This window comes from Vreelandella titanicae, from assembly GCF_014697095.1.
GTDB lineage: Bacteria > Pseudomonadota > Gammaproteobacteria > Pseudomonadales > Halomonadaceae > Vreelandella > Vreelandella titanicae.
The window spans coordinates 648,419-672,183 of the sequence record NZ_CP059082.1; the positions used below are offsets into that span (position 1 = coordinate 648,419).

Annotated in this window: 22 protein-coding genes and 1 CRISPR repeat array; of the genes, 10 read left to right on the plus strand and 12 right to left on the minus strand. The window is 54.2% G+C overall.

Going from position 1 to position 23,765, the window contains the following annotated elements; translation table 11 throughout:
- Positions 1–14 precede the first annotated feature (14 nt).
- Positions 15–383 (plus strand): DUF1428 domain-containing protein, encoded by a 369-nt coding sequence (locus HZS52_RS03100; protein WP_022520789.1) that lies wholly within the window; start codon positions 15–17, stop codon positions 381–383.
- Between the two features lie 21 nt (positions 384–404).
- Here the strand turns inward: HZS52_RS03100 and HZS52_RS03105 are convergent, their stop codons facing one another.
- Entirely contained in the window at positions 405–2,078 is a 1,674-nt protein-coding gene (locus HZS52_RS03105) for a bifunctional metallophosphatase/5'-nucleotidase (protein ID WP_190374133.1), read from the minus strand.
- 308 nt (positions 2,079–2,386) lie between these two features.
- Positions 2,387–3,391, minus strand: coding sequence for a porin (locus tag HZS52_RS03110; protein WP_022520796.1), 1,005 nt, complete (start codon positions 3,389–3,391; stop codon positions 2,387–2,389).
- 323 nt (positions 3,392–3,714) lie between these two features.
- Here HZS52_RS03110 and HZS52_RS03115 point away from each other — a divergent pair, with 323 nt between their 5' ends.
- From HZS52_RS03115 to HZS52_RS03135, 5 genes are all read left to right on the plus strand, one after another.
- Positions 3,715–4,878 (plus strand): glycosyltransferase family 4 protein, encoded by a 1,164-nt coding sequence (locus HZS52_RS03115; protein WP_022520797.1) that lies wholly within the window; start codon positions 3,715–3,717, stop codon positions 4,876–4,878.
- Positions 4,841–5,380: a phosphatase PAP2 family protein gene (locus HZS52_RS03120; protein ID WP_022520798.1), complete on the plus strand. Its 540-nt coding sequence runs from the start codon at positions 4,841–4,843 to the stop codon at positions 5,378–5,380. The genes HZS52_RS03115 and HZS52_RS03120 overlap by 38 nt, the downstream gene beginning before the upstream one ends.
- A gap of 949 nt (positions 5,381–6,329) precedes the next feature.
- A complete protein-coding gene (locus HZS52_RS03125) occupies positions 6,330–6,461 on the plus strand; it encodes an entericidin A/B family lipoprotein (RefSeq protein ID WP_027958157.1) in 132 nt (43 codons plus the stop codon).
- Positions 6,462–6,466: 5 nt separating this feature from the next.
- Entirely contained in the window at positions 6,467–6,994 is a 528-nt protein-coding gene (locus tag HZS52_RS03130) for a YqiA/YcfP family alpha/beta fold hydrolase (protein ID WP_027958156.1), read from the plus strand.
- Between the two features lie 88 nt (positions 6,995–7,082).
- On the plus strand, positions 7,083–7,256 hold the full coding sequence (locus HZS52_RS03135; RefSeq protein ID WP_007111925.1) for a DUF6435 family protein: 174 nt from the start codon (positions 7,083–7,085) through the stop codon (positions 7,254–7,256).
- Positions 7,257–7,582: 326 nt separating this feature from the next.
- On the opposite strand, the gene ntrC is transcribed toward HZS52_RS03135, so the two are convergent.
- The 4 genes from ntrC to HZS52_RS24690 form a co-directional block, all read right to left on the minus strand.
- Positions 7,583–9,010 (minus strand): nitrogen regulation protein NR(I), encoded by a 1,428-nt coding sequence (ntrC, locus tag HZS52_RS03140; RefSeq protein ID WP_039860203.1) that lies wholly within the window; start codon positions 9,008–9,010, stop codon positions 7,583–7,585.
- Complete coding sequence (gene glnL, locus HZS52_RS03145) at positions 9,007–10,065, minus strand: nitrogen regulation protein NR(II) (RefSeq protein WP_027958155.1); 1,059 nt, start codon at positions 10,063–10,065, stop codon at positions 9,007–9,009. The genes ntrC and glnL overlap by 4 nt, the downstream gene beginning before the upstream one ends.
- Positions 10,066–10,313: 248 nt before the next feature.
- Positions 10,314–10,598, minus strand: coding sequence for a hypothetical protein (locus HZS52_RS03150; protein WP_052475667.1), 285 nt, complete (start codon positions 10,596–10,598; stop codon positions 10,314–10,316).
- Positions 10,535–10,687 carry a DUF4124 domain-containing protein gene (locus HZS52_RS24690; protein ID WP_223828040.1) on the minus strand — a complete coding sequence of 51 codons (153 nt, stop codon included), beginning with the start codon at positions 10,685–10,687 and terminating at the stop codon, positions 10,535–10,537. The genes HZS52_RS03150 and HZS52_RS24690 overlap by 64 nt, the downstream gene beginning before the upstream one ends.
- Between HZS52_RS24690 and HZS52_RS24695 the strand changes: the two genes are divergently transcribed.
- A complete protein-coding gene (locus HZS52_RS24695) occupies positions 10,637–10,762 on the plus strand; it encodes a hypothetical protein (RefSeq protein ID WP_255200397.1) in 126 nt (41 codons plus the stop codon). The genes HZS52_RS24690 and HZS52_RS24695 overlap by 51 nt on opposite strands.
- A 98-nt stretch (positions 10,763–10,860) precedes the next feature.
- Here HZS52_RS24695 and glnA read toward each other — a convergent pair whose 3' ends face one another.
- Positions 10,861–12,267 (minus strand): glutamate--ammonia ligase, encoded by a 1,407-nt coding sequence (gene glnA, locus HZS52_RS03155; protein WP_022520804.1) that lies wholly within the window; start codon positions 12,265–12,267, stop codon positions 10,861–10,863.
- A gap of 533 nt (positions 12,268–12,800) precedes the next feature.
- On the opposite strand from glnA, the gene HZS52_RS03160 reads away from it, so the two are divergent.
- Positions 12,801–13,424, plus strand: coding sequence for a hypothetical protein (locus HZS52_RS03160; RefSeq protein ID WP_022520805.1), 624 nt, complete (start codon positions 12,801–12,803; stop codon positions 13,422–13,424).
- A 61-nt stretch (positions 13,425–13,485) separates the two neighbouring features.
- On the opposite strand, the gene HZS52_RS03165 is transcribed toward HZS52_RS03160, so the two are convergent.
- Complete coding sequence (locus tag HZS52_RS03165; RefSeq protein WP_009288118.1) at positions 13,486–14,514, minus strand: acyltransferase family protein; 1,029 nt, start codon at positions 14,512–14,514, stop codon at positions 13,486–13,488.
- A gap of 152 nt (positions 14,515–14,666) precedes the next feature.
- Here HZS52_RS03165 and HZS52_RS03170 point away from each other — a divergent pair, with 152 nt between their 5' ends.
- Both HZS52_RS03170 and HZS52_RS03175 read left to right on the plus strand, forming a co-directional pair.
- Positions 14,667–15,635, plus strand: a complete 969-nt coding sequence (locus tag HZS52_RS03170) for an alpha/beta hydrolase (protein ID WP_138800154.1) — start codon at positions 14,667–14,669, stop codon at positions 15,633–15,635.
- Between the two features lie 66 nt (positions 15,636–15,701).
- The gene (locus HZS52_RS03175) at positions 15,702–16,007 is read left to right on the plus strand and encodes a hypothetical protein (protein WP_190374134.1); all 306 of its coding nucleotides are present in this window, start codon (positions 15,702–15,704) and stop codon (positions 16,005–16,007) included.
- 469 nt (positions 16,008–16,476) lie between these two features.
- Positions 16,477–19,625: a CRISPR direct-repeat array (repeat unit 28 nt; unit sequence TTTCTGAGCTGCCTGGGCGGCAGCGCAC).
- 111 nt (positions 19,626–19,736) lie between these two features.
- Here HZS52_RS03175 and cas6f read toward each other — a convergent pair.
- Genes cas6f through csy1 form a run of 4 tightly spaced genes read right to left on the minus strand, consistent with a single transcriptional unit; the run spans position 19,737 to position 23,739 of the window.
- Positions 19,737–20,324, minus strand: a complete 588-nt coding sequence (gene cas6f, locus HZS52_RS03180) for a type I-F CRISPR-associated endoribonuclease Cas6/Csy4 (protein WP_190374135.1) — start codon at positions 20,322–20,324, stop codon at positions 19,737–19,739.
- 3 nt (positions 20,325–20,327) lie between these two features.
- Positions 20,328–21,353 carry a type I-F CRISPR-associated protein Csy3 gene (gene csy3 / locus HZS52_RS03185; RefSeq protein WP_190374136.1) on the minus strand — a complete coding sequence of 342 codons (1,026 nt, stop codon included), beginning with the start codon at positions 21,351–21,353 and terminating at the stop codon, positions 20,328–20,330.
- A 15-nt stretch (positions 21,354–21,368) separates the two neighbouring features.
- A complete protein-coding gene (gene csy2, locus HZS52_RS03190; RefSeq protein ID WP_190374137.1) occupies positions 21,369–22,370 on the minus strand; it encodes a type I-F CRISPR-associated protein Csy2 in 1,002 nt (333 codons plus the stop codon).
- Positions 22,363–23,739 (minus strand): type I-F CRISPR-associated protein Csy1, encoded by a 1,377-nt coding sequence (gene csy1, locus HZS52_RS03195; RefSeq protein ID WP_190374138.1) that lies wholly within the window; start codon positions 23,737–23,739, stop codon positions 22,363–22,365. Before csy1 ends, csy2 begins: the two co-directional genes overlap by 8 nt.
- Positions 23,740–23,765: the final 26 nt, after the last annotated feature.

Genomic DNA, 23,765 nt, shown 5'->3' on the forward strand with positions numbered 1-23,765 from the left:
ATAGGAGAACAGCCATGAGCAAGCTTACACACCCTTATGTAGATGGTTTCGTCGCTGCCGTGCCCAGCGCTAATAAAGATGAGTTTATTGAGCATGCGCGTGCCGCGGCCGTTGTTTTCAAGGAACACGGCGCACTGCGGGTCGTGGAGTGCTGGGGAGACGATGTCCCCGAAGGGGAAGTGACCTCCTTCACCATGGCGGTCAAGCGCAAGGATGACGAAAGCATCATCTTTTCCTGGATAGAGTGGCCATCGCGCAGCGTGCGCGATGAGGCCATGCCGAAAGTCATGCAAGACCCGCGCTTGCAGATGGACGTTAACCCGATGCCCTTTGATGGCAAGCGGCTAATCTTTGGCGGCTTTGAAAGCATCATTGATGAGTAAGCGCTATTCGTGGCCCGGAACTCACGGCGACGCTTCCTGGGCCACCTCCTCTTGCGTCACACCTTCTTGAGCTACATCAGTAATCCGCCCTTCCACCTGGTAGAACACCTCTTTACGTTCCACCATATAGTCGCGCAGCATCTCCCAATCCGTATTGCCGACGATGGTGTTGCGCCCATCTTCATAGGCAGCGCCAAGTACCGTATGACCGTCGCCGCCAGCAGCGGTAAAGTTATTGGTGGCGATGGTGTAAGTACGCTCGGGGTCAATCGCCTGCATTGCGCCTTCCTGGGCAACGCTTAGGCTAACCACCCGCTCGCCCGACGGCTCGCCGCTGTCGTATATCAACTCAACGCCTGCCGACACCTGCAGAAAACCGCCGTCTTCGCCGGGGGCATTGGCCAGGGCGATCTCGAAGGTTTCCAGCAGCTCGGCGCCAGTGACGTCAAGCAGCGTCAGGCGATTGCCAAATGGCTGCACGGCGATCAAATCACCCACAGACACATCCCCACTCTCAATCGCTTCACGGATGCCGCCGCTATTCTGAATCGCCATAACCGTGTCGGGTGCCACCTGCTGCGCAGCATGCAACTGGGCATCGGCGATTAAATTGCCCAGCGCTGTTTCATTGGCACGCACGCTCCGTTCATCGCCACGCCCATGGCGCGGGTTGGGTAGCGTGGAGATTACCTTGGCGCCGACCTGGGTATCCCGCAGTGTCTCAATCTCAGCGGTGTAGGATTCAAGCCGCTTGGCGGCATCAGCGTCCGCTTCGCGATCGTCGGCAGCAAGCAGTTCACCGCTGGCATCCACCACCACGCCGTTTTCGTCGAAGGTGACCTGCATAACGCCCAGGTGCTGGCCATACTCGCCTGCCTGGCCAATCACCGTCGGTGATAGGAGCTTCTCACCAGCGCGGCTCTCGCTCAGCAGCCTGGGGGGCGACACTTGGGTATGGCTGTGACCACCAATAATAATGTCGATGCCTTCGACATGCTCTGCCAGCAGCAGGTCATTACCTACGCTGGTGTCACTGTCGTAGCCCAAGTGGGTAAGGGCAATAATCTTGTTAACGCCCTGCTCTTCAAAGCTTGCCACCATGGCTTCAGCCGCTTGGCGATAATCGCTGATGGTGACGTGGCCAGGGCTGGAAATCGTCTCACTCTCCTGAGTGCTTAACCCAAAGATGCCGATTGGCTCGCCGTTATGCTCAACGATCATGCCGTCATAAAGCGCCCACGCCTGCGGCTCAGCGCTGACTGAATCACCCAACATGTCAGCAAACTCCGGGCCTGCGGAGAAGTCCAGATTCGCCCCTAAAATAGGAAACTCGGCGCCTGCGAAAAACGCCGCTAGCGCTTGGTGCCCCTGTTCCGGGTCACCCAAATCGAACTCATGGTTGCCGGGCACAAAGGCGTCGTAGCCCATTAAATTCATAAATTCGAGGGCATCCTGGCCTTGAAACTCTGTGAAGTAGAGCGTGCCTGTAAAGATATCACCGGCATCCAGCAGCAACCCTTCGCCAAAGCGCTCCTGCGCCTCATTCAGCGTGGTAATTAGATAGGGGTACTGATCGGTACGCCCATGTAGATCGTTGGTGTGAAATAGCGTCAGGGTGTAGTTATCAGCAAAGGCAGGAGGAACGGTGGCAAATAGCGCTGTCCCTAGCGCCAAGCCATAGCGGTGAAAACGCATTTAAATGACTCCTTTCATAACAGTGTTCAGACACTTTAGCAGCAAAGATAGCCTACCAGCGACATTTCGTCTCCATGGTAAAAGTATTGCCTTACCCCCCTCTCCCTAAATTTATATTGAGAGGAATAACTCACCGAGAAAAAGAGCGCCTCTTTTAAGGCAGGCAAGTAAAGCATAAAATATAAAAACGCTAAAAACCGGTGTGGAATTATCCACACCGGTAAAGATCGAAACATGCGAGCTAACTAAAAGCTAAAGAACTAATGCAAAAAACTAATGCAACACTACCGCTAACATCACTCTATTAATTAGAAGTGATAGCGAGCGCCTAATGCGTAGTACATATCTTCTTCGAAGTCATTAACAGCATCCAGGTTACGATCGTTCAGCTCAAGGAACATATCGAAATTGCTAGACAGCTTGTACATTGACCCTAGCGCCCAAGCGTTACGCTCATCGCTAGCGCCGTCTACGTCGATGTTGTAGTAATCGGCGAAGAACTTCCAGGAATCGATGGCGTACGTAGCACCAACGCCGATTTTATCGAAACCACCACCGTTAACATCGTCATCACCGCGGGTTTCATAACCTACACGAGCAGCGAAAGCATCTGTAACAGCAAACTCGCCCGTAGCGCCATAACGCACTTCACCGTTACCGCCACCACGTACCGTATCTTCCACATAGCCAAGCGCTAAACGAGCTGGGCCTGTTTCGTAGACAACACCACCCTGAGTGGCGATAACGGATCCTTCGGAAGTCTGCTCGGCTTCAGTCAAACCACGCTCAGAGAAGTGCTTGGCAGAAATAACCGCCTGAAAACCACTCATTTTAGGCGTTTTATAGCCAATAGAGTCGCCGCGTGCCTGGGTACCACCACCCGCAAACTCGTAGCCGCGCTCAACGTAAACATCGAACGGCGTCATCACGTAGTTATCGTAGAAACTGTTGTAGTTCCCGGCCATAAAGGTACCGAACTGCTGGCTTTCCAGGCCTAGGTAGCTGTTACGTACCTCATCGAAACCAGAGGATGTATTACGCTCATCACCCGTAAAACGCCACTCTACACGGGCGAATGCACGCAGGTCAGAGGAAATCTGGTGGCCAGCGGTAATCCGTAAACGCGAGCCGAAATTACGGAACTCTTCGCCGTTATCAACACCGTTGTCAACACCACCGCCTTCAAGACCCATAGCGATGCGACCATAGATTTCGAGATCGGTACCGTCTTGGTCATAAACGGTTGCTGCTTGTGCTGCAGAGGCTGCCAATAAACCGCTAACGGCTAGGGCCAGTGTCGTTTTTTTAAACATGATCGTTCCCATTGAAGTAGTTAATGCTTGCGCTTGCGAAGGCACAATGAAGGACGAATAACGCCTCAACACAGGGAACCTTAAAGGAGTTATGTTTCATTAATCTTAAAGTTTTATTTTTTGGGAACTTATTTTTTTATGCGATATTAAATAAAACTGCCATCCAAATTTAACATTGAACTGATATTAGAACAGATGGCTGTAGCACTTTGTCTACTAGCCTATTTATTTAAGCGTGTCATCACTTATTCACCTGTTTGTCTCGGCAGTGTCATTCACCCCACCCACACTGTACGAAAACGTGATAAAGGGATGAATCGCTCATGCGGCTCTGCATCGTTAGTGAGACATGGTCACCGGACATCAATGGCGTTGCCCATACGCTGAGCCGGTTAAGCTATGAACTTAACCGGCAAGGAGTGCCGGTGGATGTGATCCGCCCTCGGCCACGATCTGCGGGTAATGCAACCGGTATTAACCGCGAGCTACAGGTGCAGCGCCTTGCCCTACCTGGCTACACCGATGTGCAGGTAGGGCTGGTTAGGCCCGTTACACTGCGCCGCTTTTGGCGCCAACATCGCCCCGATATCATCTATGTAGCGACCCAAGGCCCTCTCGGCTGGGCGGCACGCCAAGCGGCACGGCAACTCAATATCCCCCTGGTAGCGGGCTGGCACACCAACTTTGACCACTACTGTGAAGATTATGGCGTCAATTGGCTGGCCTCGACCACACGCCGCTACCTGCGCTACTTCCATAACGGCTGTGACCTAACGTTAGTGCCTACTCATCAGCAGGCTAAAGCACTGCAGCGTCAAGGGATTCGGGGGGTTCATGTGCTGTCACGCGGGCTGGATGGCGAGCGCTTTTCACCTGCCCACCGTGACCCTTCATTACGCGAACGCTGGGGAGTTAGCGAGCATCAGCCGGTGGCCCTTTACGTTGGCCGACTAGCCGCAGAAAAAAATCTCACCTTGCTCCATGAAAGCCTTCAAGCCATGCGTGAGGTGCGGCCCGATATCGCCCAAGTGATCGTCGGCGATGGCCCCGCACGGGCACAGTTGGAAAAGGCGCTGCCCGACGCCCACTTCACCGGCTTTGTGGGGCAGGGATCGCTTGCTCGCCACTATGCCAGCGCCGACCTGTTTATTTTCCCCTCGCTTTCAGAAACCTGGGGCAATGTGGTGGCGGAAGCCATGGCCAGCGGCTTAGCCGTGGTGGCCTATGATCATGCAGCCAGCGCTGAGCTCATTAGCAGCGGCCACAACGGTGTCACCGTACCCGCTGGCAATAGCACCGCTTTTCAACAGGCAGCAGTTGAGTTGTGCCAACACCCAGCTGACTACGCTCGTTTAGGCCGAGTAGCGCGTTTACGCGCCCTTGAGCAGAGTTGGACAGGTATTGCCGAGCAGTTTTTGCGTTACTTACACCAAGCCCAGGAGGCTCATCATGCGCCCGCGTCCGCTTGTCGTATTCGATCGTCTTGACCTGCTGGAGTGGCAGTTCTGCCAGCGCATTGCGCGGCTATCGATCTACCGCCCCTGGCGAATCACGCTTCAGGCCGCCAGCCGCTTAGGCGATTGGCCTATTTGGGTGCTGCTGATTCTCGCCCAGCCCTGGCTTCAACCCAATGGCGCCTGGCGCGTACTGCAGTACAGCGTTATCGCTCTATTTGCCGTGGCGGTTTATCGACTGGTGAAAACTCGCTTATGCCGTGAGCGACCCTTCATTACCTATAGTGAAGGCATCGAGTGCTGTGAACCTGCCCGCGACCGTTACAGTTTTCCCAGCGGCCACACCATGCACGCGGTGATGTTTAGCGTCTTGGTCGCCGCCCACACGCCCTGGCTACTACCGGTGGTATTGCCATTAACGCTTCTAATAGCGGTCTCACGGGTAGGCTTAGGGCTGCACTATGTCAGCGATGTACTGGCAGGGGCAGCGATGGGCTACGCTTTTGCCTTGGCCAGCCTGTATTGGATGGGGTAAAGCGCGTCCTGCCCCCTTAATGGACAACCCTTTGATGGACAGCCAGCGCAAAAACGCCCGCATAAGCGGGCGTTTTACTTTCAAGGCAGATAGTTAAACGTCGGGCGGCATGTCATCGCGTTCATCAATACTGGCCGTAAACGATGTCTTAAACATCATATACACGCCCACGCCTGAAAACCCTAAGAACAAAACAAACATGCATAACATCAATGCCATCGCCATAATCTTGTCCCTGATCGTGCGCGGTCGTTACGTTGACGTTTTCTAACCGCTGCATTTTGGTTTCATCGAAGGATAGACCAAAATCACACTTTTTTCTGTACAAAAGCTGTGCAAAAACCAGAGCCTTATAGAAAGTACTTATCTATCAAATAATTATTTAAATCACACATGCGAAAAAACCACCTCACTTGCATGAGATGGTTGATTCGCATCGATCCGCTCCCTGGTTTGATGAACAGCGCCTCCTTACGCTGCAACCAGTGAGTGGGCTAATTGTCCCTTAAACATCCTGTTCGTTTTTCGGCTTCCTGCCTTCCATTTTGCTGTTAGCCCACTCACTCAGTTACTGGTGAAAAATGTTAACTCGACTAGCGTTAAGTGACTGAATTTAAAAATGACTTATTTTATTCATTTGCGAGTATTTACTTGGTTTTTTGCTGGATTCTACTTAGTAAATGCAGGCAATGAGCCAAACCATGCCAATAACGAATATAAACATTAAAAAACAACTACTTAAAAAAATAAAAAGTGAATGAAAAAGCACTCTCCACCTCTATTTTCCATGTATAGAAGTGGCACATGCGACATAAACATACGGTTTCGAGGCACACTGCTATGCTTCCTTGTGTTTAAACGTATTGAAAACCGTAGCGTATCGTCACGACAGAGGGTATTTTTGCTTTCTACTCCTTTCACTAACGGTATGCCTTCGAAGGAGGCTTTTATGAAACGCACTATCGCCCTCGGCTTCGTGATGGTGGTGACCCTGATGCTGGTCAGTGGCTGTAATACCATTCGCGGTGCGGGTGAAGACCTTCAACAGGGTGGCGAAGCTATCCAGCGTGCAGCGAGCTAACCGTTATGATGACCGTTTATCTATCCCATGGCCTTGAGAGCGGGCCAGGCGCACTGAAAACCCAAGCGATGAAAGGTGTTGCGCAAAAGCTGGATGACTGTGAGCCGGTGGTCATGGATTATCGAGGCATAGCAGAACCACAGCAGCGCCTTGAATACCTGCTGAGAGTATTAGCCGAGCGCGGAGATGATCCTGCCCAGTGTGTACTGGCAGGCTCCAGCTTGGGGGGTTGGCTAAGCGCGGCAGTTAGCGCTCAGCAGCCGGTGTTGGGCTGCTTTCTGCTGGCGCCTGCATTGGGACTTGCCGACTATCCGGAAACGTCACCGGTTATTCAGGCGCAGCACAGCCATATTATTCACGGCTGGCGTGATGATGTGGTTGCCCCTGAACCGGTGATCGAACGTGCTCGTCTTCAGCGCCTATCGCTGCGGATGGTTGACGACGATCACCGCCTGCACGCGAGCCTGGAGACTATTTTATGTGATTTTGAGCGCTTCTTATGCCAGTGCGCCACGCCTAATCACTACGATTAGCAAGGCTAGTTAAAGCAAACATTCGACACGAGCACTTCGATCCTATACAAATAGTGTACAAGAGACATTGATAGCGAGGAGATTGCTCATGTTAGGTATGTTTAAGCGTGACCCCAAAAAGAAGCTTCAACAAGAGTATGAGCGCAAACTACAAGCCGCCATGGAGGCTTCACGCAATGGCGATATGCGTGCCAATGCCACACTTACTGAAGAAGCCGAAGCGTTACTTGCCGAAATCAGGCGCATTGAAGCGACACAATAACTGCCATAGACAACGCGGTTGCTGCCCAGCGTCACTTCGGCAGCCTACCCAAGCCCAGGGTAGTGGTGGCAGGATGAGCAGCCACTCACCAGTAGCGACTGCACTTTGCCCACCCCCACCACCCTAGCCGATGCGGTATATATACTCGCTGGCGACTAGGAGCCTGTCTGGCTTGGCCGATCGTCGCGAGAAGCACGAATTTTGAGCCAAATTTATCGATCGATTGAGGCGAATAGCGTGCTATTTAACTAAATCGATCGAATAAAGTTGGCCAAAATACCGGGATTCGCAGTAGATCAGTGTTAAGCCAGACAGGCTCCTAACGTTTACTCGTCAGCGAGTGCCGGTAGCAGTGTTTTCAGTTTACGCGTGAGCGTATTGCGCCCCCAGCCCAGCAGCTCGGCGGCTTCACCTTTGCGCCCGCCGGTATGTTTTAGCGCTGTCTCAATCAGAATCCGCTCAAAATCGGGCACCGCTTCTTCCAGTAGATGGGTATGGCCTTCGGCCAGGGCATGATCCGCCCAGTCACGAAACGCCGTGCGCCAATCGCCGTGGGCGCTGCTTTCAGAAGCGCTGGGTGAACGCAGCTCCGGCGGTAGATCTTCAACCAGAATCTCACGCCCTGATGCCATCACGGTGAGCCAACGGCAGATATTTTCTAACTGCCGCACGTTGCCGGGCCACGGCAAACGCGTTAGGTGGGCTTCCGCTTCGCTGGTCAGCACCTTGATATCGGTCGTCAGCTCTTTCGCCGCTTCAGCTAAAAAGTGCCGCGTTAAACGAGGGATATCTTCGCGGCGCTCGGCAAGCTTGGGCAGGTGAATACGGATCACGTTCAGGCGGTGGAACAAATCCTCCCGGAAGCGGCCGTCATCCACCAACACTTCTAAGTTTTGGTGGGTGGCAGCAATAATGCGCACATCCACTTTGACCGGCGTATGCCCGCCAACGCGATAGAACTCTCCATCGGCCAGCACGCGCAGTAGCCGCGTTTGGGTTTCAGCGGGCATATCGCCTATTTCGTCTAAAAATAGCGTACCGCCGTTGGCTTGCTCAAACCGCCCCTGGCGCTGCTGGGTCGCCCCGGTAAAAGCCCCCTTCTCGTGACCAAACAGCTCAGACTCAATCAAATCACGGGGAATCGCCGCCATATTGAGGGCAATAAACGGCTTGCCCTCACGAGGGCTATGCTGATGGAGTGCCTGGGCAACGCGCTCTTTGCCGGTTCCCGACTCCCCATTAATCAACACCGTGATGTGGGAGTGCGAGAGGCGACCAATGGCACGGAACACCTCCTGCATGGCGGGCGCTTCACCGATAATTTCGGCGTTCAAGCCTTCCGGCACGGTCACCGGACGTTGGCGTTCACGGGCGTGAGCCACGGCGCGACGTACCAGCGCCAGGGCCTCGTCAACATCGAACGGCTTGGGTAGGTATTCAAATGCCCCGCCCTGATACGAGGCCACGGCGCTGTCCAGGTCGGAGTGCGCGGTCATCACGATCACCGGCAGGTCAGGATGCGCTTCGCGTACCCGGGACATTAGATCCAGCCCGTCGATACCTGGCATACGAATATCGGTAACCAGCACGTCGGGTGGATTTTCCAACAAACGTGTCAGGGCAACGTCGGCGCGCTCGATACACTCAACGTCAAGGTCGGGTTGCGCCAAGGCGCGCTCCAACACCCAGCGGATAGCGCGGTCATCATCGACAATGACCACCCGCGCAACATCATTACGTGCAGCCTCAGTCATGACGCTTCTCCGGTGAAATTAATAACCATGGGAATCAGTAAACGAAATTCGGTGTGTCCAGGACGTGAATCGCATTCAATCAATCCTTGATGCTGGTGCAAAATCGACTGGGCAATAGAGAGCCCAAGGCCGCTGCCTTCCGCGCGTCCCGACACCATGGGGTAAAACAGTGTTTCCTGCAGCGTATCGGGAATACCGGGGCCGTTATCGATCACGGCGACTTCACTGACCAGCCGGTGACGTTCGGCGCCAAGCGTAAACTGGCGACGGGCGCGGGTGCGTAGTATTAAAGTGGGCTCCGGCGTTTGTGCATCGCTCATGGCCTGTACCGCATTGCGCGCCACATTGAGCACCGCCTGAATCATTTGCGATTCATCGCCGGAAAGATCGGGCAAGCTGGGGTCGTAATCACGGCTGATTGTCACACTAGGGTGTTCGGCAATCAGCAGCGCCCGCACTCGCTCCAGCACCTTGTGGATGTTGACTGGCTCGTGTTTAAGCATCCGGTTAGGGCCGAGCATGGAGTCGACCAGGTCGCGCAGCCGATCCACCTCTTCAACAATGATATGGGTATATTCGCGCAGCGCCGGGTCGTCTAGATCACGCTCTAGTAGCTGTGCTGCCCCGCGAATGCCACCCAGCGGGTTTTTGACTTCATGGGCGAGCCCGCGGGCGAGCACCTTGATGGTCTCCTGGCGTGTGGTTAGCGCCTCTTCCCGGGAGATCTGCATCAGCCGATCCCGCGGCTCTACTTCCAGTAGCAGCTCATCGTCGGATAAGGGCGTCACCGTGTAGTCCACCGTGAGCGGTTCGCTATTCAACGGGGTAATGCGTGCTTCACGCTGGGTATAGGGGTGAAACGCATCCCGCGCCTTGGCCAATACTTCGTCAATGCTTACATCCCCGCCAAGTAGCGTATCCAGGCTGATGCCGTGAACACGGCTAAGGCTGACCGCTAACAACGCTTCAGCGGCAGGGTTCATCCATCGCACACGCAGTTCGCCGTCTAGCAGCAATACCGCTGTGGTGAGATGCTCAAGCAAACGCTGATGCATGGTGGTGTCCTGAAAAATCGCGTCTTCCATCGCCGATACAGACCTACAGGTGGATGATCAATGAGGGAGCTGCAAAAAGCGCGCCAACTATACGTTTATGTCCATTTGCACGGCTTGCGGGCATCGCAGCGAAAGAGCGCGAATCGTTTTAGCGCACTTGCCGTGCCAAATGCTCCTGCTCATGCACCACTTTAGTGCACCCAGGTTTTGGTAGGTAATACTTAGGGCTGTTTTTTTGATCGCGTTTATTAAAGCGCTCTTAAGGAACCGTAATCGTCACCGCTGCCGTGCGGTGCTGTAAACGCTGGCTGCTCTCCAGCATTCTGCCTGGATCTCGTGCCCCCTTGCGGCAGGCCCGTTAACCAGAAGACATCGCTGTGCAGCGCTTTCTGGCTAATCTCGCCATTCACCAACAGCCGTACCTGATTGTCGTCGCGCAACGGTGGCGCAATAACCACCTCCACCACGGTCATCCCCTCTTCCACCTGTGCGCCTTGCTGGGGCAGAGCGATGGAAAAGTGGTCGCAGGGCATAAAGGGCTGCTTGGGTTATCGGTAAAGGTAACGTTGCCGTGCTGATCGGTCACCCGATACACCGCCTGCCCGAACGCCGTGCCACCCACTCCCCCACGCCCAAGAGAGCTACCAGCACACTGCTCATCGCCCCTCTGGCACGCTTCTCAGCCTCCCAGCAATAAAAAACCCCGCCGTAGCGGGGTTCTATTGGCAATCATTGTTACCACCGCCTGGCTGATAGTAACAGCCAAGGGCGAGTAACGCTGATTCGCAGCTGTACTTAACAGCTATAGTACATATCAAACTCGATGGGGTGAGTGGTCATACGAATACGCTCCACTTCTTCCATCTTGAGGTCAATGTAGGCATCGATCATTTCGTCGGTGAACACGCCACCTTCGGTCAAGAACGCACGGTCAGCGTCGAGGGCTTCCAGTGCTTGATCCAGGCTGTGCGCCACAGTCGGTACTGACTTGCCTTCTTCTGGCGGCAGGTCGTACAGGTTTTTGTCCATGGCATCGCCAGGGTGGATCTTGTTTTTGATACCGTCGATACCCGCCATCAACATGGCAGAGAACGCCAGGTAAGGGTTGGCAGTCGGATCAGGGAAGCGCGCTTCCACACGCTTGCCTTTCGGGCTGGCGGTGTAAGGAATACGGATTGAAGCCGAACGGTTGCGGGCACTGTAGGCCAGCATGACCGGCGCTTCAAAGCCAGGCACCAGACGCTTGTACGAGTTGGTAGAAGCGTTAGTAAAGGCGTTCAGGGCACGGGCGTGCTTGATGATGCCGCCGATGTAGAAAAGCGCCATTTCAGACAGACCAGCGTACTCGTCACCGGCGAACTGGTTGTTGCCATCTTTCCAGAACGACTGGTGAACGTGCATACCCGAACCGTTATCACCGACCAGCGGCTTCGGCATAAAGGTGGCCGTTTTGCCATACGCGTGGGCCACGTTGTGGATCACGTACTTCATTTCCTGAACTTCGTCAGCTTTCTTCACCAGCGTGTTGAACTTAACGCCGATTTCGTTCTGACCTGCGTTGGAAACCTCGTGGTGGTGTACCTCGACGGTCTGACCAATCGCTTCCAGGGTATTACACATTGCGCCACGAATATCGTGGAAGCTATCGACCGGAGGAACCGGGAAGTAGCCGCCTTTAACGCGCGGGCGGTGGCCAAGGTTGCCGCCTTCAACGACACTGTCGGTTGCCCAGGCGCCTTCGTCGGAAGTGATTTTGTACATGGAGCCCTGGATATCAGACTTCCAATGCACTTCGTCAAAGATAAAGAATTCAGGCTCAGGGCCGAAGAACGCGGTGTCGCCCAGGCCAGTAGACTGCAGGTAAGCTTCTGCGCGCTTAGCGATAGAGCGCGGGTCACGATCATAGCCTTGCATAGTGGCCGGCTCGATGATGTCACAGCGCAGCACCAGCGTCGCATCTTCGGTGAAGGGGTCAAGGTAGCCCGTACCATCTTCCGGGCGCAGAATCATGTCGGATTCGTTAATGCCCTTCCAACCTTCAATAGAAGAGCCATCGAACATTTGGCCATTCTCGAAGAATTCTTCGTCTACATCGCGCGCAGGCACGGTCACGTGCTGTTCTTTACCGCGAGTGTCGGTGAAACGCAGATCTACCCATTTAACATCGTGTTCTTCAATTAGCGCGAGAGTCTTGGCTGACATAGTGTCCTCCGGTATGAGCGTGGCTTAAAGCTAACGACAGTAAGCTACCGATAAAAGTGTTGTTCGACAAAATACGTGCTAAACCGCACGTTTGTCATTCTTGTTCGCTCAACGTTTGCCTGACATTGGTTAACAAATCGCTCAGCGAGCATTTCAGACCGGCTATCGTTTTAGCACGCCGCAGGGCTTATGCCTACGGCCCGCTAGCCGCTTGCAAATACAATGCAGAGAACATGCCAACACTGCACCAATATGGCATAAAAAAACAACAACTATCTGTTTTATAAACATTAAAAAATGGCTTCGAATGCCTCTTGATGACGCATAACGGCGCAACAGGCTATTCTGAACCGTCTAAAAAACCTCTTATGCACCAAAATAGAACAAAAATAATGCCGCACGCCCCATCAAAGTGCACAAGTCATACTAAGCGCTGTTTTTTAGCTCGCAAATTTTTTTACTTGCTACGCAAATAAACCAGCTACTACAATAAATTACAATTTGATAGATTTGCTCACAATCGGAGTCGGCAAATGGGATCGGTCTGCTTTATCGTTGATGCCATGGTGACGGGTGAAATGTTGCCACGCCACTTAAAATCCATACGTGAATCCGGTGTCGCCGACCACTTGCTGCCCATTTTGGTGACAGCCACTCAAGCGCAAGCACGCCTGAGTGCTATTGAACAGCGCTACCATGCTCATTCGCTGATTACACCATCAAGGCCGCTGGGGGCTCGCTTGAATAAAGCCGCGTTTACCAGCCAAGCAGAGTGGCTCATCATTGCGCTGCAGAAAAAACCACTGCCTGCGGAGCTTTGGTGTGCACTCTATTCACAGCTCAACACTTACACCCTTGACGCCTTGATTATTGGCCTCACCCGGCCATCGCTGTCGGAACGCATCCTGCGGCGCTTATTGGCCAGTGCTTTACTTTTGCCGCCCTACATTGCCGTGAGGCGAGCCTGGCTAGAGCGCTTGGGTGGGTTTGACCCTGAGCTGGACGATAACAGCGCGATCGACGATTTTCTGCAACGTTTACACGCCTGCCCTACGCGTTTAAAAACCTACAACGGAAACCTGCTTAGACTAACGAAAGAGCCAGAAAACCCTTTTCTGGCTAACGCCCCGGTTACGGCTTTCACTCCACGCCCATAATGCGTTTTCTGCCGCTATCTACCGATATCATCCACAGATACCATCCACCGCCACTCTCTGACTAACTTACCTTTAATCGCTTGCCGAACAGCATGGCGCCCAGTGTCGTGGTATTGGCGAGCTTATTAAGCCCCACTGACCCCACCACACCAACCGCCATAAGCGCCAGTGCATACACGCCAATGGGCAACGACAACGGCTCGACAGCCAGATCAGCGAGCACAAAGAACATGGGGTGAGCCAAGTAAATGCCAAACGAATACGCATTAATGTGGCGCACCCACAAAGGCGCAGGACGCCCGGCCAAGTAGCGCATGGCACACAGCGTGAACAGCACGAAGAAAGGAATGACCCACACCTCTTTGGAAGAGAAGGCCAGCCAACCTGCAAAGGTCGCGGCAATAATCAGCGCCACCATTAGCACCAACCAGACCGGGCGGGCCATTTGCTGCATCCAGGCAGGCCGCGCCAGCATCACGCTCTCAGGGGGTAGCGGGTAGTAGCGCACCAGCACCAGGGCAAGAAAAAACACATAGATCCAACCCAGTGGAGCAATCCACAGCAGATAGCCGGGCAGGTCAACCTCAAACCAGTAAGCCAACCCCCAATACGCCATGCTGATCACACAAGCGCCCCACAGCCACGGCACCGGGTTCAAACGCCACAGCTGCCAACGGGTAAACAGCCAATAGGCCACATAAAACTGCATCGCAATAATCAAAAAATAGCCATGCCAGCCCGCGTACACATAATACTCAATGGCGTTGGCCACGAACCCCACCGGTTCATCCGATGGCTGTTGGCTTAGCCATTCAGCCGTCGAATAAATAAAGCCATACACAAAATAGGGCACCATTACATACTTCACGCGCTGGGCAAGGAACCCTTCCGGCACGGATTTATCGTAGCGAACGGCAAACACAAAGACCGCAATAAACAGGAAAATCGGGGTACCCAACACCAGCGGTATGCGCATCAAATCGGTGGCAACGTTATCGAGGCGCTGATTGACATGATCTAGTAAGTGAAACAAAAAAACGGCTATACAGCCGTAAGCACGCAACCAATAGATCTCTTCAATTTTGCGCATTGGGCCTCCCGCCTCGACCTACTCCTACCCTGGCATTTTGCATGGCGATGATGAATGACTATGCTAACTGACTGTCTTATATGGCTATGATGAACAATAAAAGCCTTCGCGCTGTCCGACCCCATTGAACAGTTTTAATTCCCGGAGGAAACGTGTTCATCCCCAAGCCACCAGTATTCTCGTACCGATTTCACGCCCTACTTACGGCATTTATTGGCTGGCTAACGTTCAGTGGCCATAGCTTAGCCAGCGAGGTTGAACACCATCAGTTTTTCTCGCCCACGCTAGGTTACGACTACCCCTACAGTATTTATTTACCCGACAATTATGACGCCCAAGCGACAGACGCGTATCCGGTCGTTTATATGCTGCACGGCTCATTTAACACTGACCGCGACTGGGTTTCTCGCGGCAACTTGCAGCAGGTGGCGGATAGGTTAATCGCTGCCGGGCATATTCCTCCGGCCGTTTTCATTATGCCCGGCAGTCGCAGTTGGTGGGTAGATGGCCACAACGAACCCGCCCGCAGCGCATTTTTTAACGACCTAATGCCACATGTGGAAGCAACCTATCGCGTGGGACAAGAGCGCCACCTGCGTGGCGTGGCAGGCTATTCCGCTGGCGGTTACGGCGCACTCAACTTTGCCCTGGAACGGCCTGAACTGTTTGCCGCGGTAGCCGCGCTAAGCCCCGCCAGCTACGCCCCCCTGCCGCCGCGTAACTCCACCGCCTGGCGCCACCCCTCATTTATCAATGACCAGGGCCGATTTGATCGCGAGCTGTGGCAAAACCTTAACTACACCAACTATTTGGAAGAGTATCGCCTGCGCGTAACCCCTCGCGGTACCGAAGATGAGGGCGACCTTTCCCCCGTACCGCTGTATATCAGCGCCGGGCGAAGCGACGTTTATGATGCAGAATTTCACGCCCGCATACTGCGCCAAGCCATGGAACGCATCCAGCCCAACGATGTGCGCCTCGACCTCTACCCCGGTGGCCATACATGGAAAGTATGGCGCGCCAGCCTACCGGCAGCGCTAAACTTTCTCTTTCAATACGTGGGGCAAGAAAACAGCCCAGTGGTGGAGACCAACAGGGCGGAGGATGAACAGCATACATAACCCCATTGAAGGCACTACACTGAAACTACACTCATCACGTCATTCAACAAGACAAGGAAGACAGCGATGCACCAGCATATCGAATGGGACGAACCTGGCAGCGCCAGTGTTATGCAGTACTTTAAAAAACACCCGGATCAAAGCAGCCAACCCGACCCGGGCGACATCATTTCCGCACGCTACCAAGGCGCCATGGTGCGCGTCAAAGTAGAAGCCTACCGAGAAGATGACGCCGTCAGCATCGGCGAAGTCGCCGCCATCATCGACACCAACGGCGGCCGCCACCAAAGCCACGACAAGCTGGAAGTCGGCCACATCGTCCGGGTACCCGACGACAAACGCGCGCTAGAAACACCGCCGCAAGAAGATTAAAGCCCTAGCATTGATCGAAATTCAGCGAAAGCCACCCACGCGGTGGCTTGTTAGGGCGAATTTGAATAGCTGCTCGGCAATACGCGCATGACCACTTATTACGGGCCATGCACATTCCGAGTAGCGCGGCGTAGGCCCCAGCGCACTAGCAGCGGTGGCCCGGCGCGAAAGCACCGCGCAGCGTATAAGGGTACATACCTTACATCAAGCTTCATTACTGCCTGGGCGGCAGCGAACTGCGGATGGGATGGGGAGACTCGAACTCCCACACTTTTCCGAGCTATCTGAACGGTAACACCCACATTGCCACTCATTACGGATCATGCACATTTCGAGTAGCGCGGCGTAAGCGTTAGCGCACCCGCGAAAGCACCGCGCAGCGGTGCCACGGGCACACTCAATAAATCTATAACCATACTGCCTGGGCGGCAGTGCACAAGTATGGCACGAGCTCGTCCTCAACGGCAGCTTTCTGATCTGCCTGGGCGGCAGCTAACTTGTTGTGCCGGAGCGAAGTAATCTCCAATAATTTCTGAGCTGCCTGCACGGCAGCGAACGTATGCTGGATCAAACTTCCGAGCGCCTGTCATTTCTGAGCTGCCTGCACGGCAGCGAACCCTGGAGAATAGAAGCCAAGGACGCTCAGACATTTCTGAGCTGCCTGCACGGCAGCGAACCTTATCCAGCATGGCCCGGGCATCGTCGTTGTTTTCTGAGCTGCCTGCACGGCAGCGAACTTGGCCTTCGGCATCGGTTAGGACGCCAGAATTTTCTGAGCTGCCTGCACGGCAGCGAACGGCATGCGTCCAAGTGAAGCCGCGCGACTGGTTTTCTGAGCTGCCTGCACGGCAGCGAACTTGACCTGTTCGTCGTTAATAGCACGCTGACTTTTCTGAGCTGCCTGGGCGGCAGCGCACGAATCAGCTTTATGCCCGGGCTGGCTACTCAATTTCTGAGCTGCCTGGGCGGCAGCGCACGCACTGCCGCCGTAGCAAAGGCCCAGGCCAAATTTCTGAGCTGCCTGGGCGGCAGCGCACACCACTGCACTCTCCGATGCGGCCTATCGCTATTTCTGAGCTGCCTGGGCGGCAGCGCACCAGCTAACCCATCATTTCCAACCAAGCTGTCATTTCTGAGCTGCCTGGGCGGCAGCGCACCTTCTGGGTTGGGTGAATGCGCTTTTCGTTTATTTCTGAGCTGCCTGGGCGGCAGCGCACCATCTAGGTTGCTGAGCCATTTGCAGCTCCTATTTCTGAGCTGCCTGGGCGGCAGCGCACGGTACTAAAGAGTGGATGTACCGCTACCACTTTTTCTGAGCTGCCTGGGCGGCAGCGCACATCGACCTTCAAAACTTTTCAAGCAGCTTGTCTTTCTGAGCTGCCTGGGCGGCAGCGCACGACGAGACGACGCCCGCCGAGCTGTTCGCAGATTTCTGAGCTGCCTGGGCGGCAGCGCACGTTAGCGTCTTCCAGGTCTTGCCGCGTTTTGCTTTCTGAGCTGCCTGGGCGGCAGCGCACCGGAGGAAGATGAGCTCAAAGCGCTGCTAGAATTTCTGAGCTGCCTGGGCGGCAGCGCACATCATGTTGATTCTCTACCCCTGATTCGGCGATTTCTGAGCTGCCTGGGCGGCAGCGCACAACAGCCATTCATAGAGCTTTACCGGCTTCTGTTTCTGAGCTGCCTGGGCGGCAGCGCACTTTGTGTCTATATCTGGGGCGCTTCGCCCCAATTTCTGAGCTGCCTGGGCGGCAGCGCACTTTCATAAATCCTCGGTCACAAGGTAGTCGGATTTCTGAGCTGCCTGGGCGGCAGCGCACGTATTTTACAATGGCAATGACGCAACCATGGTTTTCTGAGCTGCCTGGGCGGCAGCGCACATTGCTCGCGCATCTACGCCGCCATCAAGGCCTTTCTGAGCTGCCTGGGCGGCAGCGCACTTCCGGAATCAGCATTTCATTGACGGCTTTGCTTTCTGAGCTGCCTGGGCGGCAGCGCACGCTAGGCTATCGAAACGAAGCGGAGACATTCATTTCTGAGCTGCCTGGGCGGCAGCGCACTCTTTGTTTTCGATAAACCTATCAAACGTCCATTTCTGAGCTGCCTGGGCGGCAGCGCACTGCAACATTTGGCTATAATGTTCTAGTTGTTATTTCTGAGCTGCCTGGGCGGCAGCGCACGGTAAGGGTTGTTCAAAGACAGTCCACCGGCTTTTCTGAGCTGCCTGGGCGGCAGCGCACTATTTTCCTGAACAGATTTTCCTTTTGGTGCATTTCTGAGCTGCCTGGGCGGCAGCGCACCTGCGTGACTCATGCGAGTATTCATATCATCATTTCTGAGCTGCCTGGGCGGCAGCGCACATGAGCACTTGCCATCTTTGGGCGTGTGAACATTTCTGAGCTGCCTGGGCGGCAGCGCACACTACGGGTGGAATTAGGTCTATAGTTCTCCTTTTCTGAGCTGCCTGGGCGGCAGCGCACGAGGCAAGAATCGGCGGCGGCCTGATTCAGGATTTCTGAGCTGCCTGGGCGGCAGCGCACTCTTGTGTGACGGGGAAACGCCGCTCGATATTTTTCTGAGCTGCCTGGGCGGCAGCGCACCCAGCGGTTCCACAGCCAGCCGCTGTTATCAATTTCTGAGCTGCCTGGGCGGCAGCGCACCTTTAGATGGAGATGGCTTTATTTATTTCAGTTTTCTGAGCTGCCTGGGCGGCAGCGCACGACCTGACGAACAATTCATTTCCGCGTTACGATTTCTGAGCTGCCTGGGCGGCAGCGCACGCTCAAACATCAGAAGAGCTGAAATTGATGAATTTCTGAGCTGCCTGGGCGGCAGCGCACGGGCTTGTTTACGACCGGACGTTTGTCATTCATTTCTGAGCTGCCTGGGCGGCAGCGCACATAAAGGTTGAGAATACTGCCACCGGCCATCATTTCTGAGCTGCCTGGGCGGCAGCGCACTTGACAGATTCGTCTAAGCGGCTAACGCTTGAGTTTCTGAGCTGCCTGGGCGGCAGCGCACCCCTGGACGTTGATAGCGGCGACGGTGACAGATTTCTGAGCTGCCTGGGCGGCAGCGCACCTTCGGTTTCGTCGGTGTCAATCTCAGCTTCATTTCTGAGCTGCCTGGGCGGCAGCGCACATACATTTAGAAAAGTTGCAAATAAAACCAGCTTTCTGAGCTGCCTGGGCGGCAGCGCACTGAGTCGCTTGAACTTACAGTTTGATGCGACTTTTCTGAGCTGCCTGGGCGGCAGCGCACGCTAAGCGTGTCAATTTGCGCCAAGTCGCCCATTTCTGAGCTGCCTGGGCGGCAGCGCACGTCGTACGGGTACGAAAATCACGGCTACGGCATTTCTGAGCTGCCTGGGCGGCAGCGCACCTTAAATTTGGCGACTATCAGCGCGGCATGGTTTTCTGAGCTGCCTGGGCGGCAGCGCACCTGCTGCTGAGCGCGCTCCAATATTCCGTCTATTTCTGAGCTGCCTGGGCGGCAGCGCACGTGCTGACGCTCAAGAGCATCAAGCTGTGAGCTTTCTGAGCTGCCTGGGCGGCAGCGCACTAGAATGTTCAAAATGCGGCCACGTTGTTTATTTTCTGAGCTGCCTGGGCGGCAGCGCACTAGAGCATATCAAAATTAATGTGCTGATTGTTAAAGAGCTTTAGCCAAAAAAAGCGGTATCACCCTTTTTCGAGCGACACCGCTAAGTGATTGATTATTGGTCGCCTATTTTCATGTTAGAAAAAAGGGGCAAAACCACGGCACTGTGGCGTCAGGGCTTAAGCCATAGTGATTAAACGAACCCGCCACCGGTTTTTCCTGAGGCTTGCCGTGTTCAATAAACAGGCTAAAGCGCTGCTGGGTGGAGCGGCTGTTTATTTGCACGAAGGGTAGCTCAATGCGCCGCGCCGCTAGCTTGGCATAAATCTGCTGCGCTTCATCTTCCGAAATGTCATGCCGCTTGGCATAGCGTTTGGCACGGCTTGGGCTGCCCGTATTGAACTGCTTGCGCGCGACGTTGAAGTGCTGAGAATTGGCGGGCACGGCAAGCAGCTCGCTGACTTGGGTGTGATCGCGCATGCCGGTGAGCCAATCAGCGCCCATCAATTGCCCCAGCCGTGCCTGAGTGCCATGCAAACGCAGGTGATCACCTAATGTACGAGCACGGACTCCATGCTTATGGGCTGGGAAGCTAACGCCTATATCCGTTGCCTGTAGGTCAAATAGCACTCGATGCAGCTTGTTGTAGAGCGCGCCCATCAGCATCGGCGGAGCGAAATCGGGGTCGGGCCTTAGCCGAATATCAATATAGTGATCCATGGTTTACCCCGCTTCGCCGAATACACCGCCGCGAATCAGGATCGCCATAACAAAGTGCTGATCTTCTTTCGTAGGTACTTGATCCTTGATCATCCAGTTATCTAGCAGAGAGTAGAAATCAGCCTTCTGCTTGGGCTGGCGGTACGCTTTGCCCTGCGTGGTCACTGAGCCATACGGCTCAACAGCAATAGGGCCTAGGTCTTCATCGTTTTCATTGGGGTACCAGGTGTCGATGGTACGAATGGCATTACCCAGTTTCTGCGAGTGAATACCGGCAATCTTGCTAACGTGATAAAGCGTTTTGCTCTTATCCCCCCGGCCCCGGTCAAGAATCAGCTCTTGGGACGGGAACACTTCTTGGCCACTGCCCACACGCACATAAGCCACTACCTCAAGCAGTAAGTGCTGCTCACCCGCCAACGCGGAGGCGATAACACCGGCGAGTTCTTTAAGCTCAGCGGTGTCCTCGAAAGCTCGTAACGAAAGCGACAGTGCATCAAACGTCCACTCTTTGGTGGTTTTACCCTGCGCCAATTGTCGAACGCTTACTTCAACTTGCTCTGCGCCCATGCGGTTACGCCACAGAAAGCGGCCATTAGCGAGGTTATTGGCGTAACGATGTGCCAGCTCGCCGAAGCCTTGTGCTTGTTTATACTCGGCAACTGCCTGTTCCAGCTTGGCTTGGTACTCGGCGTTATTACAGGCCGAAGGTGTTCCAGCACCGGCTAATACACGCAACGTAAAACGCGCGACTAAGGTATCTGCATTGTGGGGTAGCGTGGCGACATCGACGGTTTGTAGGTTGGGGTTTTCAATCGCGGCATCTAATTTAGCGGGATCTTGGTCTTTCGCTTTCAAGCGATTAGAAATAGTGCCGCGCACCGATTTTTCACGCACCTCAACCGGCTGCCACTGCTGTTCATCTTGGCGCTTATCCCAATTAATGGCATAAAGCAGTGCGTCAGAAGGGTCGAGCTTACGCTCAAAAGCAAGGACGGAAGCGGTTTTAAGGGTATCGTTTTTAGCCATGATAAAGCTCCTGATTTATTGTGCTGAGGCGCGAAGGTGGTAATCGTTATTGAGTCGGTAAAGTCCCGCTTCTTCGTCGTTATCAACGTACCAAAGCAGGTCTTCAGGTTGCTTCATGCGGTGCGGGCTGACCCATTCACCAATGGAGTAGAGGCTTTCGACAAAGCGAAAATGGGTCTTGGTATCGCGGGCGTGGGCCACCTCGCCGGGCTGGAAAAGCTCAGAGATCGCGCCATACCCGACAGGAATAGGCACTAACCATCCGCGATAGGGCCGCTGCGCCTGCCAAACGGGCTTCTCATTGGGTTCGTCCTCATTTTCTACCGTGCAGACATGGTTAAGACGGGAAAGGTCTAGCCACGCATCCAACAAGCTGGCCTCGGGGTTGTGCTGTTGCAGTGTTCTGAGGTGTTCGGTGAGGTAGTCATCGCGCAGGGTTAGCGCAAAGCCAGGTAGCCAGCGCCGTTTTAGGCGCGCGAACTGCTTGTACCGTTTGTCTTCATCGTCATCCAGCGTGACCCACTGCGGGCGTTGTTTATGGGTTGGTACCGCACGGTTAGGGATGACACTGCCTCCGGCAATGCGCATGCCCGAAACAATCTCTCCGATTTGTTTAGCGATATTCTCAGGCCCGCTTTCTGTAGCGCCGGTATCAATCGTAAAGATCAGCGTGATATCCAGATGGACGCGCCCTTCTTCTACAAAAGATGGGGTTGTGTAACTGCCATCTTTTTCGATTTTCTTGCGATCTTCATCAGAAGAGAGAGGATTACGTGTTAAATGAAAGCCACGAATATAGCCACCTTCAGTGGCCTGGGCTTCAAAATCGTGGCAAATAACACCGACGTTACCGAGCGAAACGTTGATGCCTGCCGAAAAGAGCTTGCGCTCCAAGGCGTGCATCAAGCCCACAAAAGCACTCATGGCAGGAAAGCCCCAGGTCATTGGGCTAGAAATTGCGTTGGCGTTTTGCACCCGCAGGCGCGGCAGGACTAGGAGGTTTTTCACTTTATTCATCGTCATCACCTCCTGGCAGGTTGGTTAAGTCTTCCATTAGGCTTTCCATCCAACGGCGGTCACGATCCTGCAGGCGTTGATGGGTCGCATCTTTCTCCAGTGTTTTCTTCCAGTGGCGAAATTCCACATCACCAAAGGGAAGCTTTCCGCCGAGCGCGGTATTCAGCCAGTTAGCAAAGCGGTGGCGAATATCGTCTGCCCACTCCACGCTGCTTCGCGCTTCACGAAAAGCGACATCTTCTTCGGCGCGACCTGGGTCTAGCCAATAAATTTCTTCTACTGATAATTCGCACTTTTCATCGTTGCTCCAACCCGCAGGCAGGCTATGCATCTGCATAGCAAATAGCGCCAGCTCATCCATCAACATGGCGGTGTAGTCATCGCGCAGGTCGCGGGTGTGCATATCTGACATAGGGTTTGTTTCAAGGAAATGCTTGAGGTCTTTAACCAGCAAGCGCACTTCTGAACGACTGCCAAAAACTCCGCGGTGAGAGAAAACTGTTGCGACTTTCAGTGGCGAGCGAATATCACGCACATTCCAACTAGGGGGCATGGAGGCAAGCAAATAGTTATTGCCGCCTCGCTCGCTATTCAGCTGCGATATATTTTGAGGCTTGGTTCCCCCCATTTTTTGTATTGCCAAATTGGGATAGCTGTGCACGGGTTGCTCAGCATATTTACCTTCCCGTTTGGCTTTACGTGCCTCTTTGGCCGCTTCGCTAAAGCGGTCATGGTTAATGGTTTGAAAGACACGGTGCGCCAGCGAGGTGGCATAGAGCGGTGCTAACAGATGAAAGTTCTCGGCGTCGTTTTCCAGGTCTGCGGCATCATCACCCACTAGCCAGTAGAGCTGCTTGCCGCGGGTATGTGAGGCGTGCTCGCCACGCGGTTCGGTAATCGCCGCAAAGGCATTGATCCACGCCTGAGCTTGTTCGGGGTTATCGCTTAACGCTTTTGCCAGCTCGGTATCGTTTTCCAACGCACGCTCAAGTAGCGATTTGCCGTCAAATTGCAGCTTTAAGAACTTATAAACATCCAAGGCGGCGGCGTTTCCCACGACATCGCCCGAAAAATCAGCAGGTAGTGTATGGCTGCCAACAAGATGATGGTTTTTTAGTGATTCAGGTGGAGCGTAAAGGTTGGAGCCTTTAGCATCGGGATGAATAGGCTTGAGGGAGTGGGTAACCACTTGCAGTTGACCAACGCGCCTTGCTGCATCGTTGATCCAGGTATCGAATTGAAATTGCTCAACCAATGCCTGGTATTTTGGATCGTCGGGAGCTAGCTTTTCCGCCTTGGTATCGAAGCGATCTTTGAGGAAGGCTTCGATCCCAGAGCGAATTTCTGCTGCTCTGCTATTATCTGCCATACGTTTTCCCTTTGGTTATCACACTC

Excerpts from the sequence above, each read along its gene's own strand:
- glnA (WP_022520804.1), bottom strand. The coding sequence starts at position 12,267 with ATGTCAGCCAAGACTCTCGCGCTAATTGAAGAACACGATGTTAAATGG.
- csy3 (WP_190374136.1), bottom strand. The coding sequence starts at position 21,353 with ATGGCTAAAAACGATACCCTTAAAACCGCTTCCGTCCTTGCTTTTGAG.
- HZS52_RS03175 (WP_190374134.1), top strand. The coding sequence starts at position 15,702 with ATGCACCAGCATATCGAATGGGACGAACCTGGCAGCGCCAGTGTTATG.
- HZS52_RS03105 (WP_190374133.1), bottom strand. The coding sequence starts at position 2,078 with ATGCGTTTTCACCGCTATGGCTTGGCGCTAGGGACAGCGCTATTTGCC.
- HZS52_RS03160 (WP_022520805.1), top strand. The coding sequence starts at position 12,801 with ATGGGATCGGTCTGCTTTATCGTTGATGCCATGGTGACGGGTGAAATG.
- csy2 (WP_190374137.1), bottom strand. The coding sequence starts at position 22,370 with ATGAATAAAGTGAAAAACCTCCTAGTCCTGCCGCGCCTGCGGGTGCAA.
- ntrC (WP_039860203.1), bottom strand. The coding sequence starts at position 9,010 with ATGACTGAGGCTGCACGTAATGATGTTGCGCGGGTGGTCATTGTCGAT.
- HZS52_RS03130 (WP_027958156.1), top strand. The coding sequence starts at position 6,467 with ATGATGACCGTTTATCTATCCCATGGCCTTGAGAGCGGGCCAGGCGCA.
- HZS52_RS03100 (WP_022520789.1), top strand. The coding sequence starts at position 15 with ATGAGCAAGCTTACACACCCTTATGTAGATGGTTTCGTCGCTGCCGTG.
- HZS52_RS03110 (WP_022520796.1), bottom strand. The coding sequence starts at position 3,391 with ATGTTTAAAAAAACGACACTGGCCCTAGCCGTTAGCGGTTTATTGGCA.
- HZS52_RS03125 (WP_027958157.1), top strand. The coding sequence starts at position 6,330 with ATGAAACGCACTATCGCCCTCGGCTTCGTGATGGTGGTGACCCTGATG.
- HZS52_RS03165 (WP_009288118.1), bottom strand. The coding sequence starts at position 14,514 with ATGCGCAAAATTGAAGAGATCTATTGGTTGCGTGCTTACGGCTGTATA.
- HZS52_RS03120 (WP_022520798.1), top strand. The coding sequence starts at position 4,841 with ATGCGCCCGCGTCCGCTTGTCGTATTCGATCGTCTTGACCTGCTGGAG.
- HZS52_RS03150 (WP_052475667.1), bottom strand. The coding sequence starts at position 10,598 with ATGCCCTGCGACCACTTTTCCATCGCTCTGCCCCAGCAAGGCGCACAG.
- HZS52_RS03135 (WP_007111925.1), top strand. The coding sequence starts at position 7,083 with ATGTTAGGTATGTTTAAGCGTGACCCCAAAAAGAAGCTTCAACAAGAG.
- cas6f (WP_190374135.1), bottom strand. The coding sequence starts at position 20,324 with ATGGATCACTATATTGATATTCGGCTAAGGCCCGACCCCGATTTCGCT.
- HZS52_RS03115 (WP_022520797.1), top strand. The coding sequence starts at position 3,715 with ATGCGGCTCTGCATCGTTAGTGAGACATGGTCACCGGACATCAATGGC.
- csy1 (WP_190374138.1), bottom strand. The coding sequence starts at position 23,739 with ATGGCAGATAATAGCAGAGCAGCAGAAATTCGCTCTGGGATCGAAGCC.
- glnL (WP_027958155.1), bottom strand. The coding sequence starts at position 10,065 with ATGCATCAGCGTTTGCTTGAGCATCTCACCACAGCGGTATTGCTGCTA.